This window comes from Comamonas humi (genome assembly GCF_054782535.1).
This window is the reverse complement of record NZ_BAAGSH010000019.1, coordinates 343138-364162: the sequence shown is the minus strand read 5'-3', so window position 1 is coordinate 364162 and position 21025 is coordinate 343138. Positions and strand designations below refer to the sequence as shown.

General features: G+C 68.3%; 21 protein-coding genes. 12 read left to right on the top strand and 9 right to left on the bottom strand.

Going from position 1 to position 21025, the window contains the following annotated elements; translation table 11 throughout:
• Positions 1 to 48: 48 nt before the first annotated feature.
• Both ACYVKR_RS21840 and ACYVKR_RS21835 read left to right on the top strand, forming a co-directional pair.
• Complete coding sequence (locus tag ACYVKR_RS21840; RefSeq protein WP_460483083.1) at positions 49 to 540, top strand: NUDIX hydrolase; 492 nt, start codon at positions 49 to 51, stop codon at positions 538 to 540.
• On the top strand, positions 537 to 1028 hold the full coding sequence (locus tag ACYVKR_RS21835; RefSeq protein WP_460483082.1) for a flavodoxin family protein: 492 nt from the start codon (positions 537 to 539) through the stop codon (positions 1026 to 1028). The genes ACYVKR_RS21840 and ACYVKR_RS21835 overlap by 4 nt, the downstream gene beginning before the upstream one ends.
• Positions 1029 to 1034: 6 nt before the next feature.
• On the opposite strand, the gene ycaC is transcribed toward ACYVKR_RS21835, so the two are convergent.
• Entirely contained in the window at positions 1035 to 1661 is a 627-nt protein-coding gene (gene ycaC, locus ACYVKR_RS21830; protein ID WP_460483081.1) for an isochorismate family cysteine hydrolase YcaC, read from the bottom strand.
• Between the two features lie 225 nt (positions 1662 to 1886).
• Between ycaC and mnmA the strand changes: the two genes are divergently transcribed.
• Complete coding sequence (mnmA, locus tag ACYVKR_RS21825; RefSeq protein ID WP_460483080.1) at positions 1887 to 3038, top strand: MnmA/TRMU family protein; 1152 nt, start codon at positions 1887 to 1889, stop codon at positions 3036 to 3038.
• 95 nt (positions 3039 to 3133) lie between these two features.
• Here mnmA and ssb read toward each other — a convergent pair whose 3' ends face one another.
• Positions 3134 to 3721: a single stranded DNA-binding domain-containing protein gene (gene ssb / locus ACYVKR_RS21820; protein WP_460483079.1), complete on the bottom strand. Its 588-nt coding sequence runs from the start codon at positions 3719 to 3721 to the stop codon at positions 3134 to 3136.
• 256 nt (positions 3722 to 3977) lie between these two features.
• Here ssb and ACYVKR_RS21815 point away from each other — a divergent pair, with 256 nt between their 5' ends.
• Both ACYVKR_RS21815 and ACYVKR_RS21810 read left to right on the top strand, forming a co-directional pair.
• Positions 3978 to 5660 carry a GMC family oxidoreductase gene (locus ACYVKR_RS21815; RefSeq protein WP_460483078.1) on the top strand — a complete coding sequence of 561 codons (1683 nt, stop codon included), beginning with the start codon at positions 3978 to 3980 and terminating at the stop codon, positions 5658 to 5660.
• A gap of 248 nt (positions 5661 to 5908) precedes the next feature.
• Positions 5909 to 6667 (top strand): sulfite exporter TauE/SafE family protein, encoded by a 759-nt coding sequence (locus ACYVKR_RS21810; protein ID WP_460483077.1) that lies wholly within the window; start codon positions 5909 to 5911, stop codon positions 6665 to 6667.
• 55 nt (positions 6668 to 6722) lie between these two features.
• Here ACYVKR_RS21810 and mrdA read toward each other — a convergent pair whose 3' ends face one another.
• From mrdA to ACYVKR_RS21790, 4 genes are all read right to left on the bottom strand, one after another.
• Entirely contained in the window at positions 6723 to 8672 is a 1950-nt protein-coding gene (gene mrdA, locus ACYVKR_RS21805; RefSeq protein WP_460483076.1) for a penicillin-binding protein 2, read from the bottom strand.
• A gap of 13 nt (positions 8673 to 8685) precedes the next feature.
• Positions 8686 to 9204 (bottom strand): rod shape-determining protein MreD, encoded by a 519-nt coding sequence (gene mreD, locus ACYVKR_RS21800; protein WP_460483075.1) that lies wholly within the window; start codon positions 9202 to 9204, stop codon positions 8686 to 8688.
• A 22-nt stretch (positions 9205 to 9226) separates the two neighbouring features.
• Positions 9227 to 10168 carry a rod shape-determining protein MreC gene (mreC, locus tag ACYVKR_RS21795; RefSeq protein WP_460483074.1) on the bottom strand — a complete coding sequence of 314 codons (942 nt, stop codon included), beginning with the start codon at positions 10166 to 10168 and terminating at the stop codon, positions 9227 to 9229.
• Positions 10169 to 10270: 102 nt separating this feature from the next.
• A complete protein-coding gene (locus ACYVKR_RS21790; RefSeq protein WP_460483073.1) occupies positions 10271 to 11317 on the bottom strand; it encodes a rod shape-determining protein in 1047 nt (348 codons plus the stop codon).
• 211 nt (positions 11318 to 11528) lie between these two features.
• Between ACYVKR_RS21790 and gatC the strand changes: the two genes are divergently transcribed.
• From gatC to gatB, 3 genes are all read left to right on the top strand, one after another.
• The gene (gene gatC / locus ACYVKR_RS21785; protein ID WP_460483072.1) at positions 11529 to 11828 is read left to right on the top strand and encodes an Asp-tRNA(Asn)/Glu-tRNA(Gln) amidotransferase subunit GatC; all 300 of its coding nucleotides are present in this window, start codon (positions 11529 to 11531) and stop codon (positions 11826 to 11828) included.
• A gap of 83 nt (positions 11829 to 11911) precedes the next feature.
• The gene (gene gatA / locus ACYVKR_RS21780) at positions 11912 to 13393 is read left to right on the top strand and encodes an amidase (RefSeq protein WP_460483071.1); all 1482 of its coding nucleotides are present in this window, start codon (positions 11912 to 11914) and stop codon (positions 13391 to 13393) included.
• 105 nt (positions 13394 to 13498) lie between these two features.
• Positions 13499 to 14956: an Asp-tRNA(Asn)/Glu-tRNA(Gln) amidotransferase subunit GatB gene (gene gatB / locus ACYVKR_RS21775; protein ID WP_460483070.1), complete on the top strand. Its 1458-nt coding sequence runs from the start codon at positions 13499 to 13501 to the stop codon at positions 14954 to 14956.
• A 57-nt stretch (positions 14957 to 15013) separates the two neighbouring features.
• On the opposite strand, the gene ACYVKR_RS21770 is transcribed toward gatB, so the two are convergent.
• Genes ACYVKR_RS21770 through ACYVKR_RS21760 form a run of 3 tightly spaced genes read right to left on the bottom strand, consistent with a single transcriptional unit; the run spans position 15014 to position 18234 of the window.
• Positions 15014 to 15514 carry a YcxB family protein gene (locus tag ACYVKR_RS21770; RefSeq protein ID WP_460483069.1) on the bottom strand — a complete coding sequence of 167 codons (501 nt, stop codon included), beginning with the start codon at positions 15512 to 15514 and terminating at the stop codon, positions 15014 to 15016.
• 22 nt (positions 15515 to 15536) lie between these two features.
• A complete protein-coding gene (locus tag ACYVKR_RS21765) occupies positions 15537 to 16877 on the bottom strand; it encodes a hypothetical protein (RefSeq protein ID WP_460483068.1) in 1341 nt (446 codons plus the stop codon).
• 10 nt (positions 16878 to 16887) lie between these two features.
• A complete protein-coding gene (locus tag ACYVKR_RS21760) occupies positions 16888 to 18234 on the bottom strand; it encodes a hypothetical protein (RefSeq protein WP_460483067.1) in 1347 nt (448 codons plus the stop codon).
• Positions 18235 to 18416: 182 nt separating this feature from the next.
• On the opposite strand from ACYVKR_RS21760, the gene ACYVKR_RS21755 reads away from it, so the two are divergent.
• The 4 genes from ACYVKR_RS21755 to ACYVKR_RS21740 all read left to right on the top strand — a co-directional run bounded on the left by ACYVKR_RS21755 (position 18417) and on the right by ACYVKR_RS21740 (position 21023).
• Positions 18417 to 19223, top strand: coding sequence for an alpha/beta hydrolase (locus ACYVKR_RS21755; RefSeq protein ID WP_460483066.1), 807 nt, complete (start codon positions 18417 to 18419; stop codon positions 19221 to 19223).
• Between the two features lie 91 nt (positions 19224 to 19314).
• On the top strand, positions 19315 to 19752 hold the full coding sequence (locus tag ACYVKR_RS21750; protein ID WP_460483065.1) for a PaaI family thioesterase: 438 nt from the start codon (positions 19315 to 19317) through the stop codon (positions 19750 to 19752).
• Between the two features lie 50 nt (positions 19753 to 19802).
• Positions 19803 to 20360 (top strand): nitroreductase family protein, encoded by a 558-nt coding sequence (locus ACYVKR_RS21745; RefSeq protein ID WP_460483064.1) that lies wholly within the window; start codon positions 19803 to 19805, stop codon positions 20358 to 20360.
• A 90-nt stretch (positions 20361 to 20450) separates the two neighbouring features.
• On the top strand, positions 20451 to 21023 hold the full coding sequence (locus ACYVKR_RS21740; RefSeq protein WP_460483063.1) for a hypothetical protein: 573 nt from the start codon (positions 20451 to 20453) through the stop codon (positions 21021 to 21023).
• The last annotated feature ends 2 nt before the right edge of the window (positions 21024 to 21025 follow it).

The window sequence follows — 21025 nt, the reverse complement described above, 5'->3', positions numbered from 1 at the left end:
GTAGCGCTGCTTGGGGGCTCCGGAGCGTGTTCTGCGCTATCCCCCATAATGCCCGCCATGCCCAACCGCTGGAAACCCAATGTCACCGTGGCTGCCGTCATCGAGCGCGATGGCCGTTTCCTGCTCGTCGAGGAAGACACCTCCGACGGCCTGCGCCTGAACATGCCGGCCGGCCACCTCGACCCCGGCGAATCGCTGGTGCAGGCCTGCACCCGCGAGGTGCTCGAAGAGACGGCCTACGACTTCCAGCCCACCGAGCTGCTGGGCATCTACATGAACCGCTTCGTGCGCACCCGAAGCGGCGCCGACACCACCTACATGCGCTTTTCCTTCGTCGGCACGCTGGGCGGCCTGCACCAGGGCCAGGCGCTGGACGACGGCGTGGTGCGCACCGTGTGGCTCACCGCCGACGAGATCCGCGCCGAGAGCGGGCGCATGCGCAGCCCGCTGGTGCTGCAGTCGCTGGGCGACTACCTGGCCGGCCAGCGCTTTCCGCTCGGCCTGGTCTATACCCACCCGTCGGTCTTCGAGCAGCCGTGATCACGCTGCTGATCGTCTACCACTCGATGACCGGCGGCACGCGCCAGATGGCCGAGGCCGCGCAGGCCGGCGCCGCCGCCGAGCCCGGCGTGCAGGTGCGCCTGCTGCATGCGGCGCAGGCACAGCCGGCCGACGTGCTGGCTGCGCAGGGCTATCTCTTTGCCACGCCCGAGAACCTGGCGGCCATCAGTGGCCAGATGAAGGATTTCTTCGACCGCAGCTACTACGCGGCGCTGGACCGCATCAACGGCCGGCCCTATGCCAGCCTGGTCTGCGCCGGCAGCGACGGCCACAACGCCGCGCGCCAGATCGAGCGCATCGCCACCGGCTGGCGGCTCAAGGCCGTCGCCGAGCCGCTGATCGTCTGCACCCACGCGCAGACGCCCGAGGCCATCCTGGCGGAAAAGCACATCGCCGCCGCCGACCTCGAGGCCTGCCGCGCGCTGGGCGAGGCGCTAGCCACCGGGCTGGCGCTGGGCGTGTTCTAGGACTTGTTATTTGCTGCTGGCGCGGCTGTAGCTGTTCATCAGGTTGCGGTAGTCAGGGATGTGGTTGGAGAACAGCGTGCCCAGGCCTTCCACATCGTTGCGCCAGTCGCGGTGCAGCTCGCAGGCCACGCCGAACCAGGTCATCAGCTGGGCACCGGCGGCCTCCATGCGGCGCCAGGCCGAGTCGCGGGTGATCTCGTTGAAGGTGCCCGAGGCGTCGGTCACGACGAAGACCTCGTAGCCCTCGGCCAGCGCCGACAGCGCCGGGAAGGCCACGCAGACCTCGGTCACCACGCCGGCGATGATGAGCTGCTTCTTGCCCGTGGCCTTGACGGCCTTGACGAAGTCCTCGTTGTCCCAGGCGTTGATCTGGCCGGGGCGGGGAATGAAGGGCGCATCAGGGAAGGTCTGGGTCAGCTCGGGCACCAGCGGGCCGTTGGGGCCGTCCTCGAAGCTGGTCGTGAGCACGGTGGGCAGCTGGAAGTATTTGGCCAGGTCGGCCAGCGCCAGCACATTGTTCTTGAACTTGTCCGGATCGATATCGCGCACCAGCGACAGCAGGCCGGTCTGGTGGTCCACCAGCAGCACGGCGGCATTGTTCTTGTCGAGACGGACATAGGGCTTGTTGGACATGGGGATACCTCGCTCAGCAATGGCAGGCCACTGCCTGCACCCGGCGTCTGCGGCGACGATTCGCGCTTAACGCCTGAAACGAATAGTAGATTTGGAACGACGATTGATAAATACCCAAAAACTGGATTCATCGTTCTTTTATATGAACGACAAATGGCCGCATGCCGCCCGGGCCGCATAGCCCCAGCGCTGCAGCGCCCAGGCCGCCCCGCCGATAATTGCGCCATGGCTAAACAACGTATCGTGGTCGGACTGAGCGGCGGGGTGGACTCGGCCGTCACCGCGCACCTGCTCAAGCAACAAGGGCATGAGGTCGTCGGCATCTTCATGAAGAACTGGGAAGACGACGACGACAGCGAGTACTGCTCGTCCAACATCGACTTCGTGGACGCCGCCGCCGTGGCCGACGTGATCGGCATCGAGATCGAGCACGTGAACTTTGCCGCCGACTACAAGGACCGGGTGTTCGCCGAATTCCTGCGCGAGTACCAAGCCGGCCGCACGCCCAACCCCGACGTGCTGTGCAACGCCGAGATCAAGTTCAAGGCCTTCCTCGACCACGCGATGCGCCTGGGCGCCGAGAAGATCGCCACCGGCCACTACGCCCGCGTGCGCCAGAACGGCGCGACGGGACGGTTCGAGCTGCTCAAGGGGCTCGACCCGGCCAAGGACCAGAGCTACTTCCTGCACCGGCTCAACCAAGCGCAGCTGGCCAAGTCGCTGTTCCCGGTGGGCGAACTCAAGAAGACCCAGGTGCGCCAGATCGCCGAGGAGATCGGCCTGCCCAACGCCAAGAAGAAGGATTCCACCGGTATCTGCTTCATCGGCGAGCGGCCGTTCCGCGACTTCCTGAACCGCTACATCAGCAAGGAGCCCGGCGCCATCGTCGACGAGCGCGGCCGCAAGATCGGCCGGCACGAGGGCCTGTCGTTCTACACGCTGGGCCAGCGCCAGGGCCTGGGCATAGGCGGGGTCAAGGAAAAGGGCGCGCCACGTGGTGGTGGCGAGCATGCGCCGTGGTTCGTGGCGCGCAAGGACATGGCGAAGAACCAGCTCGTCGCCGTGCAGGGCCACGACCACCCCTGGCTGCTGTCGCACCGGCTGCAGGCGCTGGACGCCTCGTGGTGCGCCGGCCACGCGCCCGCCCCGGGCCGCTATGCCGCCAAGACGCGCTACCGCCAGGCCGATGCGCCCTGCGCGCTCACCCAGGGCGATGCCGGGCACTTCGGCCTGGAGTTCCCCGACGCGCAATGGGCCGTCACCCCCGGCCAGTCGGCCGTGCTGTACGACGGCGAGGTCTGCCTGGGCGGCGGCATCATCGAGACCGTGGATGCGGCGCCGTTGAATACTCCTGAAAAGATAGCTGTCAGCGCTTGATGGATAAGCGCTAGAACCGATTTTTTATATAAAACAAAAGCCCGCAGGCACATGGCCTGCGGGCTTTTTTTGTCGGCCTGCGAACCAGGCGCTATTTAGAACGGAATGTCGTCATCCATGTCGTCGAAGCCCGAGGCCGCGCGCGGCGCCGGGGTCGGCATGGGCGCGGGGACTGGGCGCGGAGCGGGTGCGGGGCGCGGCGCCATAGCCGGCGCGGGCGCGCGGCGCTGTGGCTGCTGGTAGCCGCCGCCCTGGTCGCCGTAGCCACCCTGGCCGCCGCCTTGGCCACCGCCCTGGTCGCCGTAGCCGTAGTCGTCACCGCCCTGGCTGCCCTGGCCCATGCCCTGGCGGCTGCCGAGCATCTGCATGGTGTCGGCGCGGATTTCGGTGGCGTAGCGTTCCTGGCCGGTCTGCTGGTCGGTCCACTTGCGGGTGCGCAGGCTGCCTTCCACGTAGACCTGGCTGCCCTTGCGCAGGTACTGGCCCACGATCTCGGCCAGGCGGCCGTTGAAAACCACGCGGTGCCACTCGGTGGCTTCCTTGTTCTCGCCGGTGTTCTTGTCGCGCCAGCGGTCGGTGGTGGCGATGGTGACGTTGGCCACCTGGTCGCCGCTCGGGAAGGTGCGCATTTCGGGGTCGCGCCCCAGGTTGCCGACGATGATGACTTTGTTGACGGATGCCATGGTGCTGGGGATTCCTCTGGTAAGAACAGGCGCCTGCTGGCGATGGCTTAGAACGTGAACACGGTCTGAAAGCGCCCATCAAAAGAAAATTTCAAGGCGCGTATCCTACCTCATCGCGCCAAAGGCAGTGCAGGGCTTTCCCGCCGTCCCGGCAGCGCCCGCCGCGGTTTGTGCACGCTTTCTGTGCAAAACCGCGCACCCATGGATCGCTCCCAGCTATTACTATGGAAGCAATCATCGATACGGTCCCCCTGCCATGCAAGCCACTGACAGCACCACCTTCGACTACCTCGTGATCGGCGCCGGCACCGCGGGCTCGCTGCTGGCCAACCGGCTCAGCAGCCAGCCGCGCAACCGGGTGCTGCTGATCGAGGCCGGTCCCAAGGACGACTACCACTGGATCCACATCCCGGTGGGCTACCTGTACTGCATAGGCAACCCGCGCACCGACTGGCGCTACCAGACCGAGGCCGAGCCGGGCCTGAACGGCCGCGCGCTGCTCTACCCGCGCGGCAAGACCCTGGGCGGCTGCAGCAGCATCAACGGCATGATCTACATGCGCGGCCAGTCGCGCGACTACGACCACTGGGCCGAGCTGACCGGCGACGCCCGCTGGCGCTGGAACGAGAACCTGGCGTACTTCCGCCGCCACGAGGACCACTGGCGGCTCGACGAGGAAGGCAACGCCAGCCCCAGCTTCGCGCAGCTGCACGGCAACCGCCGCACGGGCAGTACCGGCGAATGGCGCGTGGAGAAGCAGCGCCTGCGCTGGGACATCCTGGACGCCTTCGCCCAGGCCGCGCAGCAGGCCGGCATACCGGCCACCGACGACTTCAACCGCGGCACCAACGAGGGCGTGGGCTATTTCGAGGTCAACCAGAAGGCCGGCTGGCGCTGGAACACGGCCAAGGCCTTCCTGCGCCCCACCTGCTACGGCCGCCCGAACGTGGAGCTGTGGACCGGCGCCCAGGTCACGCGGCTGCTGTTCGACCGCAGTGCCGGCGGCGAGCCGGTGTGCACCGGCGCCGAGGTCTGGACGGGCACCGAGACCGTGACCGTGCGCGCCACCAAGGAGGTGATCCTCTGCGCCGGCGCCGTCAATTCGCCGCAGATCCTGCAGCTCTCGGGCATAGGCCCGGGCGAGCTGCTGCAACGGCACGGCATCGATGTGGTGGTGGACCACCCCGGTGTGGGCGCCAACCTGCAGGACCACCTGCAGATCCGCGCCGTGTTCAAGGTGCAGGGCGTGCCCACGCTCAACACCATGGCGAATACGCTCTGGGGCAAGGCCAAGATCGGGCTGGAGTACCTGGCCCGGCGCAGCGGCCCGATGAGCATGGCGCCGTCGCAGCTCGGCGCGTTCACGCGCAGCAGCGCCGAGCACGCCTTTCCCAACCTCGAATACCACGTGCAGCCGCTGTCGCTGGACGCCTTCGGCCAGCCGCTGCACGGCTTTCCGGCCTTCACCGCCAGCGTGTGCAACCTCAACCCCACCAGCCGGGGCACCGTGCAGATCAAGAGCAACCGCTTCCAGGAGGCGCCGGCCATCGCGCCCAACTACCTCAGCACCGCCGAAGACCGCCAGGTGGCGGCCGACAGCCTGCGCCTTACGCGCCACATCGCCGCCCAGCCCGCGCTGGCCCGCTACCGGCCCGAGGAATACAAGCCCGGCGTGCAGTACCAGAGCGACGAGGAGCTGGCGCGGCTGGCGGGCGACATCGCCACCACCATCTTCCACCCCGTGGGCACCACCAAAATGGGGCGCGACGGCGATCCGCTGGCCGTGCTGGACAGCGAGATGCGCGTGCGCGGCGTGCGCCGCCTGCGCGTGGTGGACGCCGGCGCCATGCCCACCATCACCAGCGGCAACACCAACTCGCCCACGCTGATGATGGCCGAGCGCGCCGCGGAGTGGATACTCGCGGCATATGCCTTATAGCCGCTGGGAATCGCCCTGATCGGGTTAATCCCGATGCACCGGCGCGGGGCAACCCATACATTAACGGCACTCGACGCACCGAAGCGGTGCTATGCGAGAGGACCGAGGAGACAAACCCACAATTCGAACAGCACCAAACATCGGCATAGATGTATTTTTTTGAAGCGCCCTCGGGCGCTTTTTCTTTTTCTGGTGCAAATCGCCCCGAATGCCCGCAGCCCGGCCGGCGGCGATGCGACAATTCCGGGATGGAATGGATTGTGGTCACGCTCGCATCGCTGCTCGCGGGCTTTGTCGATGCGGTGGTGGGCGGCGGCGGCCTGATCCTGGTGCCCGCGCTGTTTTCGGCATTTCCCTCGGCTCCCCCCGCCACGCTGCTGGGCACCAACAAGAGCGCCTCGGTCTGGGGCACGCTGATCTCGGCGCGGCAGTACAGCCGCCGCGTGCAGTTCCGCTGGGGTGCGATCGCACCCGCCATCGTGGCGAGCTTCGGCTTCTCGCTGCTGGGCGCCTGGGCCGTCACGCAGATCTCGGCCGACTTCCTGCGCAAGCTGCTGCCGCTGATCCTGGTGGCGCTGCTGGTCTACACCCTGGCCAAGAAGCAGCTCGGCCAGCACCACACGCCGCACTACGAGGGCCGCCAGGAGGCCTGGGTCGCGGCGCTGATCGGCTCGGGCATCGGCTTCTACGACGGCTTCTTCGGCCCGGGCACGGGCAGCTTCTTCGTCTTTTTGCTGGTGCGGCTGCTGGGCTACGACTTCCTGAACGCCTCGGCCAGCGCCAAGCTGCTGAACATCGCCACCAACGCCGCAGCGCTGATGCTGCTCAGCGCCAAGGGCCATGTCTGGTGGCACATGGCCCTGCCGCTGGCCGCGGCCAACGTGGCCGGCAGCCTGCTGGGCACCTATGTGGCACTGCGCAAGGGCTCGGGCTTCGTGCGCGGCATGTTCGTGGTGGTGGTGAGCGTGCTGATCGTCAAGACCGGCTACGACGCATTTTTCAAGTAAAAACAGGCTCTAGCTCCCGTCCATCAAGCGCGAATAGCTACCTTTTCAATAGCAATCAGGGGCCACCCACCTGGGTCGGCAGCGGCACCTCGTCGGCGCGGCGCGGCGTACCGATGGGCGCACTGGCCTGGCCGCGCTGCATGGCGGCCATGTCGGCCTCGCTGGGGTAGTCGCCCAGCAGCCAGTAGTCGATGATGCGACGCGCGATGGGCGCCGCGGAGGCCGCGCCGAAGCCGGCGTTCTCCACGATCACGCCCACGGCGATCTGCGGGTCCTGCGCCGGCGCGAAAGCTTCGTACAGCGCGTGGTCGCGCTGGCGCTCGGCCAGGCGGGCAGCGTTGTAGCGCTCGTTCTGGCCGATGCTGATGGCCTGGGCCGTGCCGGTCTTGCCGCCCGACAGGTAGCGCGCGCCGGCAAAGGTGCGCGAGCCCGTGCCCGCCTGCACCACCGAGACCATGCCGCGCTTGACGGCGTCGATGTTCGACTGCTTGTAGCCGAGCTGCACCGACGGCGGCTGCTCGATGAGCGTGCGCTCGCCGTTCACCGAGTCCACCAGCCGCTTGCCCACATGCGGCGTGTGGCTGGTGCCGTTGTTCACCAGCGTGGCCAGCGCATGCGTGAGCTGCAGCATGGTGAAGCTGTTGTAGCCCTGGCCGATGCCCAGCGAGATGGTTTCGCCCGCAAACCACTGCTGCTGCGCGGCGCGCTTGTAGGTGCGGCGCTTCCACTCCTTGCTGGGCAGCACGCCGCGCACCTCGCCGGGCAGGTCGATGCCGGTGATCTGGCCGAAGCCCAGCGGCTTCATGAAGTCGTGGATGAGGTCGACCCCCATCTCGTTGGCCAGCGTGTAGAAGTAGACGTTGCTCGAGTGCTGGATGGCGCGGTTCAGGTCGACCGGCCCGAGCGCATGGCCCGAGCGGAAGGTGTGGCCGCCGAAGGTCCACGAGCCGCCGTCCTGGATGATGGTCTGCGGGTTGCGCTTGCCGGTTTCCAGCCCGGCCAGGCCCATGAAGGGCTTGTAGGTGGAGCCCGGCGGGTAGGTGCCGCGCAGCGCGCGGTTGAGCAGCGGGCGGTCGATGGACTCGTTCAGTGCCTTCCAGTTCTCCTGGTCGATGCCTTCGACGAACAGGTTGGGGTCGTAGGTGGGCTTGCTCACCATGGCCAGGATCTCGCCGTTGCGCGGATCGATGGCGACGGCCACGCCGCGGCGGTCGCCGAACAGGTCCTCGACCATCTTCTGCAGCTTGATGTCGATGGACAACACCACGCTCGATCCCGGCGTGGCCGGGTTGCTGCCGAGCTTGCGCACCGCGAAGCCCCCGGCCGAGGTCTCGAGCCGCTCGAAGCCGGTCTGGCCGTGCAGCTGCTGCTCGTAGCTGGCCTCGACACCGGTCTTGCCGATGTACTCGGTGCCGCGGTAGTTGGCGGCGTCGTCGGAGTCGTCGATGCGCTCCTTCTCGCGCTGGTTGATGCGGCCGATGTAGCCGATGAGGTGCGCCCCGGTTTCGCCCAGCGGGTAAGTGCGGAACAGCCGCGCCTTCACGTCCACGCCCGGAAAGCGGTAGCGCTGGGCGGCAAAGCGGGCCACCTCGTCCTCGTTCAGCCGCGAGCGGATCGGCAGCGAGTCGAAGTTGCGCGAATCCTCCTGCAGGCGCTTGAAGCGGCGGCGGTCGCGCGGCGTGATCTCGATCAGCTTGGAGAGTTCGTCGATGGTCGCGTCCAGGTCGCCCACCTTGTAGGGCGTGATCTCCAGCGTGTAGGCCGAGTAGTTGGTGGCCAGCACTACGCCGTTGCGGTCGTAGATCTGGCCGCGGCTGGGCACGATGGGCACGACCGCGGTGCGGTTGCTCTCGGCCTGCGCCGCCAGGTCCTCGTAGCGGTCGACCTGCAGCACATAGAGCCGCGCCACCAGCAGGCCGAAAGCGGCCAGCACCACCAGGCCGATGACCAGCACCCGCAGCCGGAAGCGGGCCAGGTCTCTCTCGACGTTGTGGATTTCGGTCATGCGCGCGGCAGCTCTACAGCGGACGGTTGTCGTCGCGCTCCAGCGGCTGGCGCTGCGGCAGCAGCAGCAGCCAGCCCAGCAGCGGCCACAGCAGCGCCTCCCACAGGCCCGGCGTGAGCGCGCCCCAGCCCGGGAAGCCGCCGCGCATCAGCATGCGCATCAGCAGCTGCAGCACATCGGCCGCGACGAACAGCGGCAGCATCTGCACCGCTTGCTCCAGCAGGTTGAACCACGCCATGCGCCGGCGCAGCAGGCCCACGCCGAACATTACCAGCGCATATACGATGGCATGCTGCCCCAGCAGCGCGGCCTGGTGCACGTCCATGCACAGCCCGAGCACGAAGGCCCAGCCCATGCCCACACGCTGCGGCTCGCGCACGCCCCAGATGGCCAGCACCGGCAGCAGCATGTCGGGCATCCAGATGCCACGGCCCAGCGGCAGCAGGTTGAACATCAGCGCCAGCACCAGCGTGCCGGCGATGAACCCCGGGTTGACCGGCAGCAGCAGCGGCTGCCCGCGCGGCATGATCATGGCAGCGGCCCTTTCAGCTCGGTCATCCCTTCCTCCCCTTGCGCGGCGTCGAGGCCGGGCCGTCAGGCTTCCTGTCGGGCGGCGGCGGCTTGGCGGGCAGCGCGTCCTCGCCCAGCGGCTTGAGCACCATCACGAACTGCACGCCGTGCACCTGCGCCAGCGGCTCGCAGTACACGCGCGAGAACTGCGAGTCGGCCTTGCGCTCGATGCGCACGATCTTGGCCACCGGCAGGCCGGGGGCGTAGACGCCGTCCACGCCGCTGGTGGTGAGCAGGTCGCCCTCCTGGATGTCGGCGTTGCTGGGCATGAAGCGCAGCTCCATGCCGCCGCCGGAGCTGGCCAGCGGATCGCCGTAGGCCACGCCGCGGGCGCCGGTGCGCGGGTTCAGCACGGGAATGCTCTGCTCGCGGTCAACCACCAGCGTGACCTCGCTGGTCATGGCGAACACCCGCGTCACCTGGCCCAGCACGCCCAGCTCGTCCATCACCGGCGAGCCGCGCTCGATGCCGGCGACCTCGCCCTTGTCGATCACCACGCGGCGGGTGTAGGCGTCGGCGGTCTCGTAGATCACCTGCGCCGCGGTGCCCGAGGTGGTCAGGCGCGGGCGTAGGTCGAGCAGCGCGCGCAGGCGCTGGTTCTCGAGCTGCATGGTTTCGACCTGGTTGGCGCGCAGCCCCCATTCGGTCATCTTCTTCTCGGCGTTCTGCGCGCGGTCCTGGGCGCTAGTCAGCGACTCGAAATAGCGCGCGCCCTCGTGCGCCAGCTGCACCGGCTGCATCATCACCCACTGCAGCGGGTACAGCACCGCGGCCACCGCGCGGCGCACCGGCTCGGTGAGCTTGAAGCGCACGTCCGCCACCATCAGGAACAGCGCCAGCGCGCCATACACCGCCAGCCGGATCAGCGGCGACGGGCCTCTTTGGCGGAACGTCGGTACACCACTGTCGAAGGAGTTGGTGGGCATGCTGGCGAATCTATAAATTCAAAGCGCAGGCTGCTATGGTAACCATAGTAGCCTGCGCTTGTCATCAGTGCGCTGGGTGGCGTTTTTATCTAAATTGCACGCTTATTCGCTGGTGAAGATGCTGCTGCCCTTGCGGTCCAGCGTATCGAGCGCCATGCCGCAGCCGCGCACCACGCAGGTCAGCGGCTCCTCGGCCACCAGCACGGGCAGGCCGGTTTCCTCGGCCAGCAGGCGGTCCAGGTCACGCAGCAGCGCGCCGCCGCCGGTCAGCATCATGCCGCGGTCGGCAATGTCGGCGCCCAGCTCGGGCGGGGTCTGCTCCAGCGCGTTCTTGACCGACGAGACGATCTGGTTCAGCGGCTCGGTCAGCGCCTCCAGCACCTCGTTGGAGCTGATGGTGAAGCTGCGCGGCACGCCTTCGGACAGGTTGCGGCCCTTGACCTCGATCTCGCGCACCTCGCTGCCCGGGAAGGCCGAGCCGATGCTCTTCTTGATCAGTTCGGCCGTGGGCTCGCCGATCATCATGCCGTAGTTGCGGCGGATGTAGTTGATGATGGCCTCGTCGAACTTGTCGCCGCCCACGCGCACGCTGCCCTTGTAGACCATGCCGCCCAGCGAGATCACGCCCACCTCGGTGGTGCCGCCGCCGATGTCGACGACCATCGAGCCGGAAGCCTCGGACACCGGCAGCCCGGCGCCGATGCCGGCGGCCATGGGCTCCTCGATCAGCTCGACGATGGTGGCGCCGGCCTTCAGCGCTGCGTCCTTGATCGCGCGGCGCTCGACCTGGGTGGAGCCGCAGGGCACGCAGATGATGATGCGCGGGCTGGGGGTGAACAGCGTGCGCGGGTGCACCATCTTGATGAACTGCTTGATCATCTGCTCGGTGATGAGGAAGTCGGCGATCACGCCGTCCTTCATCGGGCGGATGGCCTCGATGTTGCCGGGCACCTTGCCCAGCATGGCCTTGGCCTCGCGGCCCACGGCCTGGATCACCTTGCGGCCGTGCGTGCCGCCTTCGTGGCGGATGGCGACCACCGAGGGCTCGTCCAGCACGATGCCCTTGTCGCGGGCGAAGATCAGCGTGTTGGCGGTGCCCAGGTCAATGGCCAGGTCGGTGGAAAAGTAGCGGCGGAACGCTCCGAACATTCAGACTTCCTCTGGGCACAGCGGCACTTCGGCGCGTTGTCGCCCGGTTCTTGTATCAAATAAGGGGTGCAGACGGGGGTTTTTGGCGCAAAAGACCGAGGTTGGGATGGTCCGGCGCCAAAGGCGGGATAATACCGCATCCCCTGTGAATAACTCGCCAGGCCGGGTTTTGGCCCTCGGGTATTTACGACTGGTTTACACACTCCAAGCTATGGCACTCACCCAAGACGACATTGGCCGCATCGCCAACCTGGCACGGCTCGAACTCTCCGCCCCCGAAAGCGAGCGCATGCTCACGCAGCTCACCAGCTTCTTCAACGTGGTGGAGCAGATGCGTGCCGTGGACACCTCGGGCGTGACCCCGCTGGCCCACCCGCTGGCCGCGATCCAGGAAGTGCAGCTGCGCCTGCGCGACGACGTGGTGAGCGAGAGCGACAACCGCGAGGCCAACCAGAAGAGCGCGCCGGCTGTGGAAAAGGGCATGTTCCTGGTGCCCAAGGTCATCGAATAAGCGCCCCGGGCCCTCGCGGCCCTTTCCGCCCCCGCCCGATTCGGCCGCAGGCAGCGCCTGCCGCCCCAGACAATGAGATCCGCATGAGCATTCCTACCGATTTGCACGAGATGAGCGTGGCCCGGCTCGCCCAAGCACTGAAGAGCCGCGAGCTGTCCGCCACCGAGGCGGCGCAGCACTTCCTGGCCCGCGCCGCCGCGCACCAGAACCTGGGCGCCTATGTCACCATCAACGAGGAAGTGACGCTGGCCCAGGCCAAGGCCGCCGACGCCCAGCTCGCCGCCGGCACCGCCGCGCCGCTGGCCGGCGTGCCGATCGCGCACAAGGACCTGTTCGTCACCAAGGACTTCCCCACCACCGCCGCGAGCAAGATGCTGGCCGGCTACCAGTCGCCGTTCGACGCCACCATGGTCACCCGGCTGGCCGACGCGGGCTGCGTGACGCTGGGCAAGCTGAACATGGACGAGTTCGCCATGGGCTCGGCCAACGAAAACTCGGCCATCGCACCCGTGCGCAACCCCTGGGACACGAGCCGCGTGCCCGGCGGCTCGTCCGGCGGCTCGGCCGCGGCCGTGGCCGCGCGCCTGGCGCCGGCCGCCACCGGCACCGACACCGGCGGCTCGATCCGCCAGCCCGCCAGCTTCTGCGGCATCACCGGCATCAAGCCCACCTACGGCCGCGCCAGCCGCTACGGCATGATCGCCTTCGCGTCCAGCCTGGACCAGGCCGGCCCCATGGCCCGCTCGGCCGAGGACTGCGCGCTGCTGCTGTCGGCCATGTGCGGGCCCGATGCGGACCGCGACTCCACCAGCCTGGACGTGCCGGCCGAGGACTTCACGGCCCAGCTCAATGATTCCATCGAGGGCCTGCGCATCGGCATTCCGGCCGAGTTCTTCGGCGAAGGCCTGTCGGATGACGTGCGCGCAGCCGTGGACGGCGCGCTCAAGGAGTACGAGAAGCTCGGCGCCAAGCTGGTGCCCATCAGCCTGCCGCGCACCGAGCTGTCCATCCCGGTGTACTACATCATCGCGCCGGCCGAGGCCTCGTCGAACCTGAGCCGCTTCGACGGCGTGAAGTTCGGCCACCGTGCCAAGGACTACACCGACCTGCTCGACATGTACAAGAAGACCCGCGCCGAAGGCTTCGGCGACGAGGTCAAGCGCCGCATCATGATCGGCACCTACGTGCTCTCGCACGGCTACTACGACGCCTACTACCTGCAGGCGCAGAAGATCCGCCGCATGATCGCCGACGACTTCCAGGCCGCCTTCAAGCAATGCGACCTGATCGCCGGCCCCGCCGCGCCCACCGTGGCCTGGCAGCTCGGCGGCAAGAGCGACCCGCTGGCCAACTACCTGGCCGACATCTACACCCTGCCCGCGTCGCTGGCCGGCCTGCCCGGCCTGAGCGTGCCGGCCGGCTTCGCGAACTCGAAGGAAGGGGGCGGCATGCCCGTCGGCCTGCAGCTCATCGGCAACTACTTTGCCGAAGGCCGGCTGCTGAACGCCGCGCACCGCCTGCAGCAAGCCACCGACCACCACCTGCGCCAGCCCGCAGGCCTCTGAAAAACCATAGCTGCCAGCGCTTGATGTATATAGGTTTCAATAATAAAACTATCTGCAAACTAGACACAACAAGCGCCAGCAGCTCACTTTTTGATATCACCTGATATGACCGCCCAACTCATCAACGGCTACGAAGTGGTGATCGGATTCGAGACCCACACGCAGCTCGCCACCCAGTCCAAGATCTTCAGCCGCGCCAGCACCGCCTTCGGCGCCGAGCCCAACACCCAGGCCTCGCCGGTGGACCTGGCCCTGCCCGGCACGCTGCCGGTCATGAACAAGAAGGCCGTGGAATGCGCCATCAAGCTCGGCCTCGCGCTGGGCTCGCACGTCGCGCCGCAGAGCGTCTTCGCGCGCAAGAACTACTTCTACCCCGACCTGCCCAAGGGCTACCAGATCAGCCAGTTCGAGATCCCCGTGGTGCAGGGCGGCGACGTGAGCTTCTACCTCGAAGAGGGGAAGGAGACCGTGCGCAAAACCGTCCGGCTCGTGCGCGCCCACCTCGAGGAAGACGCCGGCAAGTCGGTGCACGACGAGTTCATCGGCCAGTCCGGCATCGACCTGAACCGCGCCGGCACGCCGCTGCTCGAGATCGTGACCGAGCCCGACATGCGCTCCACCGCCGAGGCCGTGGCCTACGCCAAGGAGCTGCACAAGATCGTCACCTGGATCGGCATCTGCGACGGCAACATGCAGGAAGGCTCTTTCCGCTGCGACGCCAACGTCTCGGTGCGCAAGCCCGGCGGGCCGCTGGGCACGCGCCGCGAGATCAAGAACCTCAACAGCTTCAAGAACATGCAGATCGCGATCGACTACGAGATCCGCTGGCAGATCGAGGAGCTGGAGGACGGCCGCGCCATCCAGCAGGCCACCGTGCTGTTCAACCCCGACACCGGCGAGACCCGCGCCATGCGCACCAAGGAAGACTCGGCCGACTACCGCTACTTCCCCGATCCCGACCTGCCGCCGCTGGTCGTGGCCGAGAGCTGGGTGCAAGAGGTGAAGGCCGCCATGCCCGAGCTGCCGCGCCAGCGCGCCGAGCGCTTCGTCGCCGACTACCAGTTGCCCGAGTACGACGCCACCACGCTGACGCAAAGCCAGGCCATGGCCGACTACTTCGAAGCCGCCGCCAAGGCCTGCGGCCAGCCCAAGCTGGCCAGCAACTGGGTGATGGGCGAGATCTCGCGCCGCCTGAACAACGAGGAAATCGGCATGGACGCGGTGAAGGTCAGCGCCGCCCAACTGGCCGCGCTGATCAGCCGCATCCAGGACGGCACCATCAGCAACAACGCCGCCAAGCAGGTGTTCGAGGCGCTGTGGACCGGCGAAGGCGCCGACGTCGATGCCGTGATCGAGACCAAGGGCCTCAAGCAGATGAACGACAGCGGCGCGCTGGAGAAGATCATCGACGAGGTGATCGCCGCCAACCCCGCGAACGTCGAGCAGTACAAGGCCGGCAAGGACAAGGCCTTCAACGCCCTGGTCGGCCAGGTGATGAAGGCCTCGAAGGGCAAGGCGAACCCGGGGCAGGTGAATGAGCTGCTGAAGGCCAAGCTGGGCTGAGCCCCTTGCCCACTGAGCCAAGCCTCCTTCGGGAGGCTTTTTTGCGCCCCTGCGGCCTCAGCCCGCCGGCCCGATGTGCTCGCGCAGCAGCGCCTGCAGCGGCGCGATCACCGTGCGCTGCGGATCGGCGTGCTTGGGAACGATGAAATACAGCCGCGGCTGCATGAACAGCAGCAGGTAGTCGGCGTCTTCCACCCAGCGGATGAGCAGCGGCCACGCGAGGCGGCTTTCGCCCATGGCCGACCTGGCGCAGACGCCGCTGCCGTCTTCCTCCAGGCGCACGCTTTGCTCCTGGTGCATGGCCGGATAGCGGCGGTAGTGGCGCCGCGCCAGCGGCTCGCCGATCAGGCGCGGCAGCCACCACGGCAGGGCCGCATACAGCACGCCCACCAGGTCCAGCCACCAGCTCTGCAGCCACAGCCCCGCCGCCACGAACACCAGCCCGGTCACGACGATGGCCACTCGCCCCACCCCGCTCCACCGATGGCTGCGGTGGTACAGGCGCAGCGCGGCGATGTAGTCTGCCTCGCTGACGTGGTAGGAGATGGTCGCAGTCATGGCGCGATGATGGTCGGCACGCCTACTGCCCCTGCGGCCGGAAGTCGTGCAGCACGGTGCCGCCGTTGCTCAGCAGCAGCGACGGCGTGGCGTCGTCCGAGGTGATGTAGAAGCCCATGGGCAGCGCGTCGGCCGCCACGTAGGTGCCGTTGCGGGTGATCTGCGGCAGCTCCTCGACCGGGCGGCTCCAGACGGGCTGCAGCGTCTGCGCGTCCAGCAGCTGCAGCACGCGGCCCTGGTCGGTGACGGGCGTGGGGTTGTAGGCGATGAGCACGCGCTGCGCGTTGGCGGCGAGCACGTCGGCGCGAAAGCGCTTTTGCACCGGCGGCACGGCGGCGAGGCCGGTCACGCCGGCCTCCTGCAGGCTGTCGGGCCGGTAGGCCCAGTCGGGGGTCAGCAACTCGTAGCGCTGGGGATCGGAGCGCACGGCGCTGTCCTCGGTGCTGTAGAGGTTCAGCGGCGGCAGGTACTCAAACTCGCCGGGGCGCACCTTCTGCTCGTAGCGCACCAGCAGCCAGGGGTAGGTGCCGCGGTGTTTATCCGCGTGCAGCTCGGCGAAGTCCACGCGCGGGCGGGTCTCGGTGTAGCTGGCCCAGGGCCGGCCGTGGAAGCGCTGGTAGGCCTCGCTCTGCAGCAGGATCTCGCGCGTGGGCCATTGCACGTGGTAGCGCTCGCCGGAGTTGCTGGTGACGATGAACATGCCGGGCCGGTCGCGCGGCGGGAACTCGATCTGCGCCACGCCCACGCCGAGCTGCCCAGGGTGGCGGTTGACGAGTTCTTCGTCCAGGCTGGCGAACCGGTGGCTGGCCGGGTCGAAGCGCAGCAGTTTCTGGCCGTTGAGGATGAGGTAGATGCCGCCGTCCGGAAAGTGCCGCAGCTTGGGGCTGCGCGACTGCGTGTTGCGCTGGAAGCCGATCTGCTGCGGCTCGGCCAGCGGCTTGCCGGTGTCGAGGTCGCTCGCCACGATCTGGTAGACGTCGCTGCGCGCATCGCCCGCTTCCAGCACCTGCAGCACCTCGATCTTGCCGCCGCCGCTGTGGTAGAGCGTGGAGGCCTGCAGCCGCCCGGGGTTGGGCGCCGCGGGCGCGTGCTCGCGCAGCAGCTCCCGCACGAAGGGCAGCAGCACCAGCAGCATCAACAGGCCGACGCCCACGGCCAGCGCCCATTTGAGCTGGCCTAGCTTGGCGAACTGGCCGGGCTCCAGGCTGTGCACCACGCGCAGTTCCTTGGGCGCGTTGCTGTCGCTGAGCACGAACTCGGCGCTGCAGCTGCTGCAGGCATAGAGGTTGGGGCTATCGGCCACCTTGCGGCAGCGCGAGGCGCCGCACTGCGGGCAGAGGATGCGTTGGATGTGGATGGCCATGGGTGGAGGTCTATCCGCCTGCGCGCACGGTGAAGTCGTGCACGGTGTTGCCGTCATTGTCGATGAGCAGCGCCGGCTGCATCGCATGCTGGCTGATGAAGAAGCCCGAGGGCAGCGCCGACGCGATGGCATAGCTGCCGCCGCCGCGCGTGCCCAGCTGCGGGATCTGCTCGGCCGTGCGGCTCCAGACGACCTGGTGGCTGGCCTTGTCGAGCAGCTGCAGCACGCGACCTTCTTCCTGCACCGGCGTGGGGCTGTAGGCCAGCAGCAAGCGCGTGGCGTTCTCGGCCAGCACCTGCGCGTGGAAGCGTTTGGTGGCCGGCGGCACGGCCTCGAGGCGCAGCAGGCCGTAGTCGCTCACCACGTAGGGGCGCACGGCCCAGCCGCTGCCCACTTCGGGGTCTTTCCAGCGCGAGCGCTCGTCCTTGTCGTGGCCGGCCGGGTACAGGTCGAAGTAGCCCAGGTACTGCATGCGCCCCGGCTCGGCCTTCATCCAGTACCGGACCAGCAGGTAGGGCGTGGCATCGCCCGTCTTCGGGGAGGTCGGCGCGAAGCGGTAGTGGCTGCGCTCGTGGCGGTAGCCGGCCACGGCCTCGCGGTAGGCCGTGCCCGTATCGCGGTCGGCCACGATCTGGTCGGTCAGCCAGTGCACATAGAACTTGCTGCCCTCGCTGCTGGTGACTTCCAGCGCATCGGGCCGGTCCTGGTAGGCGAACTGCAGCTTGGCCACACCGGCGCCCAGTTGCTGCGGAAAGCGCTCGGCCAGACGGGCGCTCAGGTCCACGAACTGCTGGGCGCCGGGGTCGAAGCGCAGCAGCTGGCGCTCGTTCAGCACCAGGTAGAGCTGGCCGTCGGAGAACTGGCGCAGCTCGGGCCGTCGGCTGCCGCCGGCCCGCGGGAAGGCAAAGCGCTGCGGCTCGGACAGGCGCTTGCCGGTCTGCAGCTCGGTCACCAGCACCTGGAACACGGCCTGCTCCGCCTCGCGCAGCTCCATCACGCGCACGTAGCTGATCTTGCCGCTGTTCTCGACCAGCGCCGCCGTCTGCAGCTGGCCGGCATCGCGCGCCACGGCGGGCGCCGCCGGGCGGTGCCGGGGCACGAGCAGCGCCATCGCCACGCCGACCGCCAGCACGGCGGCCAGCGCGACGAAGAGCCACTTGAAGCCGCGCAATCCGCCCGCCTGCACTGCATCTGCGCCATGCACCATGCGCAGCTGTGCGCCGCTGCCGCTGTCATCGCTGAACCGGAACTGCGCCCCGCAACTGGCGCAGGCATAGCCGTCGCGCCGGCCGCGCACCGGCTGGCAGCGCGCGGCGCCGCAGCGGGGGCAGTGCAGGTTCTGGATCGGTGTCGTCATGCGGGAAAAGCCGGAAGCAGGAGTTGAAGCGGAGCGCCCGAGCATAACGGGTTGCTATGAAAAACGCAGTCCTTGCCGGCCACTGCTATTGGTTACTGAATGCTTCAGCATCGAAAGCGGCGCACCATCAGCGCAAAGTGCTTTTATTTCAATAGCATCCACCAGCGATGGACAATCGCCCCATGAACAGCCTGCCCGCCAAGATCGCCCTCTGGGGCGCGGCCATCGCCGCGCTGCTCTACCTGGCCGTGTGCCTGCTGATGCTGCTGCAGCAGCGCAAGCTGATGTACTGGCCACAGCTCACGCGCGTGGATGCGGCGCAGACCGACTTCGCGCTGCAGCGCGGCGATGCGGTGCTGCGCGGCTGGCACAGCCACCCCGGCGCGGCGCCCGCAGCCGATGCCGCGATCTACCTCGGCGGCAATGCCGAGGCCATCGAGGCCAACCTGCCCCGGCTGCGCGAATGGCTGCCCGCGCACAGCCTGTACCTGCTGGCCTACCGCGGCTATGGCGCCAGCGACGGCAAGCCCACCGAGGCTGCGCTGGAGCAGGACGCCATCGCGCTGTTCGACGAGGTGCAGCGCCGCCACCCGGGCGGGCGCATCGCCGTCATCGGCCGCAGCCTGGGCACGGGCGTGGCGGCGGCGCTGGCCGCGGCCCGGCCGGTGGCGCAGCTGGTGCTGGTCACCCCGTTCGACAACATGGTGGGCACGGTACGCGACCACTACGGCTGGCTGCCGGTGGCGCTGCTGCTGCGCGACCGCTACCCGTCCGATGACCGGCTGCAACGCTACGCCGGGCCGGTGCTGGTGCTGCGCGCAGGGCAGGACCAGCTGGTGCTGCCGGCGCGCACCGATGCGCTGCTGCAGGCGCTGCAGGGCCGCAGCGGCCCGCCGGTGCAGGCCGTGGCCTTTGCCGGGGCCGACCACTTCAACATCCTGGAGGCGCCCGGCCTGGGCGCGGCGCTGCGCCGCTTCGTGGAGCGCTGACGGGCGCCCTCTCATTCACCTGCGCGTCAGCACCGCGCACCGGCAGCGGCTACCATGCGCGCAGCATTCTCTGACCCCCGGAACCCGCGCCATGACCACCAGCACCGACATCCCCACCTACCCGCCAGAACCCGAGAACGTGATCTTCGGCCTGCCCATGGCCATGGCCGCGGCCTTCCAGCTCAAGGGCGAGGCCATCGGCAACGACCGCGCCCGCGTGCGCATGCCCTACCAGCAGCAGTACACCAACAGCCGCGGCGACATGCACGGCGGCGCCATCGCCACGCTGCTGGACGTGGGCCTGTCGTGCGCGGCGCGCGCGCACGATCCGCTGCGCTACGGCGTGGTGACGGTGGACCTGACCATCCACTACATCGCCACCGCCGCCAGCGACGTGATCTGCACCTCGGTGTGCGAGAAGCGCGGCAAGAGCCTGTCCTTCGTGCGCGGCGAGTTGCGCAACGAGGCCGGCGAGCTGCTGGGCATGGCCACGGGCACCTTCAAGCTGGTGGAGCGCGTGCGCAGCTGAGCTGTGGCATGCTCGGCGCTTTTGCCAGACTTTTATCAGACCCAAGCGCCATGCAAGCACCTCGCCAATCCCCGCACCCCATCCACAGCCAGTTCCTCGACCGCTTCTCGCCGCGCGCGTTCTCGGGCCGCCCCGTCAGCGCGCAGGAGATCGAGCAGATGGTCGAGGCCGCCCGCTGGGCGCCGTCGGCCAGCAACAAGCAGCCCTGGCACTTTGCCTACGCGCTGCACGGCGACGCGCACTGGGCGGATTTCTCCACCATCCCCAACGAGGGCAACCGCCGCTGGTGCCTGAACGCGGGCGCGCTGCTGGTGGTGCTGTCCGACCAGGACGCCTCGGGCAAGCACAGCTTCGACGCGGGCTGCGCCTGGGGCTACCTGGCGCTGCAGGCACACCACATGGGCCTGGCCACGCATGCCATGGGCGGCATCGACGCCGCGGCCGCCCGCCGCGTGCTCCAGCTCGGCGAGCGCTGGACGGTGGAATGCCTGGTGGCCATCGGCGAGCGCGGCGACAAGGCCACGCTGCCCGCCGACCTGGCCGAGCGCGAGGTGCCGTCGGCCCGCAAGCCGCTGGGCGAGATCCTGTCGGCCGGCCCGCTGGGCTGATCGGCAGCGCAAGGCGGCCTGCCGCCATGCCCGGCTTTCCGCAGCAGAAACACCTGTAACATCCGCCGGTTTTTCCGACGAGGGATGTGCATGAAGAAAATCTGGTGGCTGTTGTTGTGCTGGTGCAGCCTGGTGGCCGCGGCGTGGGCCGCGCCCTCGCGGCCGGTGATGGAGGCCGATGCATCGCCGGAGCAGGTGGCCCAGATGGTGCAGGAGGCCGCCAAGCCCGGCACGCCCGCGTTCAAGACCACCTTTGGCTACGGCAGCTTCCAGGCCTCGCCGGGCGAAGGCTACCGCAGCAGCTTCACGGTCCGCGGCGAACGCACCGTCCACCACCAGGGGCCGGCCAAGGTGCTGCTGATAGCCACCGTGGGCGACGAGAGCGGCGGCCGCGTGCTGCAGTGCTCGGCCGAGGACAAGCAGCCGCGCATCGGCGACCTGTCGCTGCGCTGCGAGGCCGGCGGCGCCTTCCATGTGGAGGATTCCAAGGAGGTGGTCGTCCGGTTCGGGCTGGGCCTGGCCGAGAATCTGTCCGTCACCGCCGTGGCGGCCGAAGTCGCAACCGGCGGAGCCCGCAGCGGGATGTGGCTGTTCTCCCGGCTGATCCCGCTGCTGATCGGGCTGCTGATGCTGGGCTACTGGTTCTTCTTCCTGCGTCGCTGAGC

Bases quoted from the DNA above. Each gene is read 5' to 3' on its own strand.
- ycaC (WP_460483081.1), bottom strand. From the start codon at position 1,661: ATGTCCAACAAGCCCTATGTCCGTCTCGACAAGAACAATGCCGCCGTG.
- gatB (WP_460483070.1), top strand. From the start codon at position 13,499: ATGACCGCCCAACTCATCAACGGCTACGAAGTGGTGATCGGATTCGAG.
- mnmA (WP_460483080.1), top strand. From the start codon at position 1,887: ATGGCTAAACAACGTATCGTGGTCGGACTGAGCGGCGGGGTGGACTCG.
- ACYVKR_RS21815 (WP_460483078.1), top strand. From the start codon at position 3,978: ATGCAAGCCACTGACAGCACCACCTTCGACTACCTCGTGATCGGCGCC.
- gatA (WP_460483071.1), top strand. From the start codon at position 11,912: ATGAGCATTCCTACCGATTTGCACGAGATGAGCGTGGCCCGGCTCGCC.
- ACYVKR_RS21840 (WP_460483083.1), top strand. From the start codon at position 49: ATGCCCGCCATGCCCAACCGCTGGAAACCCAATGTCACCGTGGCTGCC.
- ACYVKR_RS21790 (WP_460483073.1), bottom strand. From the start codon at position 11,317: ATGTTCGGAGCGTTCCGCCGCTACTTTTCCACCGACCTGGCCATTGAC.
- ACYVKR_RS21755 (WP_460483066.1), top strand. From the start codon at position 18,417: ATGAACAGCCTGCCCGCCAAGATCGCCCTCTGGGGCGCGGCCATCGCC.
- ACYVKR_RS21770 (WP_460483069.1), bottom strand. From the start codon at position 15,514: ATGACTGCGACCATCTCCTACCACGTCAGCGAGGCAGACTACATCGCC.
- gatC (WP_460483072.1), top strand. From the start codon at position 11,529: ATGGCACTCACCCAAGACGACATTGGCCGCATCGCCAACCTGGCACGG.
- ACYVKR_RS21750 (WP_460483065.1), top strand. From the start codon at position 19,315: ATGACCACCAGCACCGACATCCCCACCTACCCGCCAGAACCCGAGAAC.
- ACYVKR_RS21745 (WP_460483064.1), top strand. From the start codon at position 19,803: ATGCAAGCACCTCGCCAATCCCCGCACCCCATCCACAGCCAGTTCCTC.
- mreC (WP_460483074.1), bottom strand. From the start codon at position 10,168: ATGCCCACCAACTCCTTCGACAGTGGTGTACCGACGTTCCGCCAAAGA.
- ACYVKR_RS21765 (WP_460483068.1), bottom strand. From the start codon at position 16,877: ATGGCCATCCACATCCAACGCATCCTCTGCCCGCAGTGCGGCGCCTCG.
- ACYVKR_RS21760 (WP_460483067.1), bottom strand. From the start codon at position 18,234: ATGACGACACCGATCCAGAACCTGCACTGCCCCCGCTGCGGCGCCGCG.
- mrdA (WP_460483076.1), bottom strand. From the start codon at position 8,672: ATGACCGAAATCCACAACGTCGAGAGAGACCTGGCCCGCTTCCGGCTG.
- ACYVKR_RS21810 (WP_460483077.1), top strand. From the start codon at position 5,909: ATGGAATGGATTGTGGTCACGCTCGCATCGCTGCTCGCGGGCTTTGTC.
- ssb (WP_460483079.1), bottom strand. From the start codon at position 3,721: ATGGCATCCGTCAACAAAGTCATCATCGTCGGCAACCTGGGGCGCGAC.
- ACYVKR_RS21740 (WP_460483063.1), top strand. From the start codon at position 20,451: ATGAAGAAAATCTGGTGGCTGTTGTTGTGCTGGTGCAGCCTGGTGGCC.
- mreD (WP_460483075.1), bottom strand. From the start codon at position 9,204: ATGATCATGCCGCGCGGGCAGCCGCTGCTGCTGCCGGTCAACCCGGGG.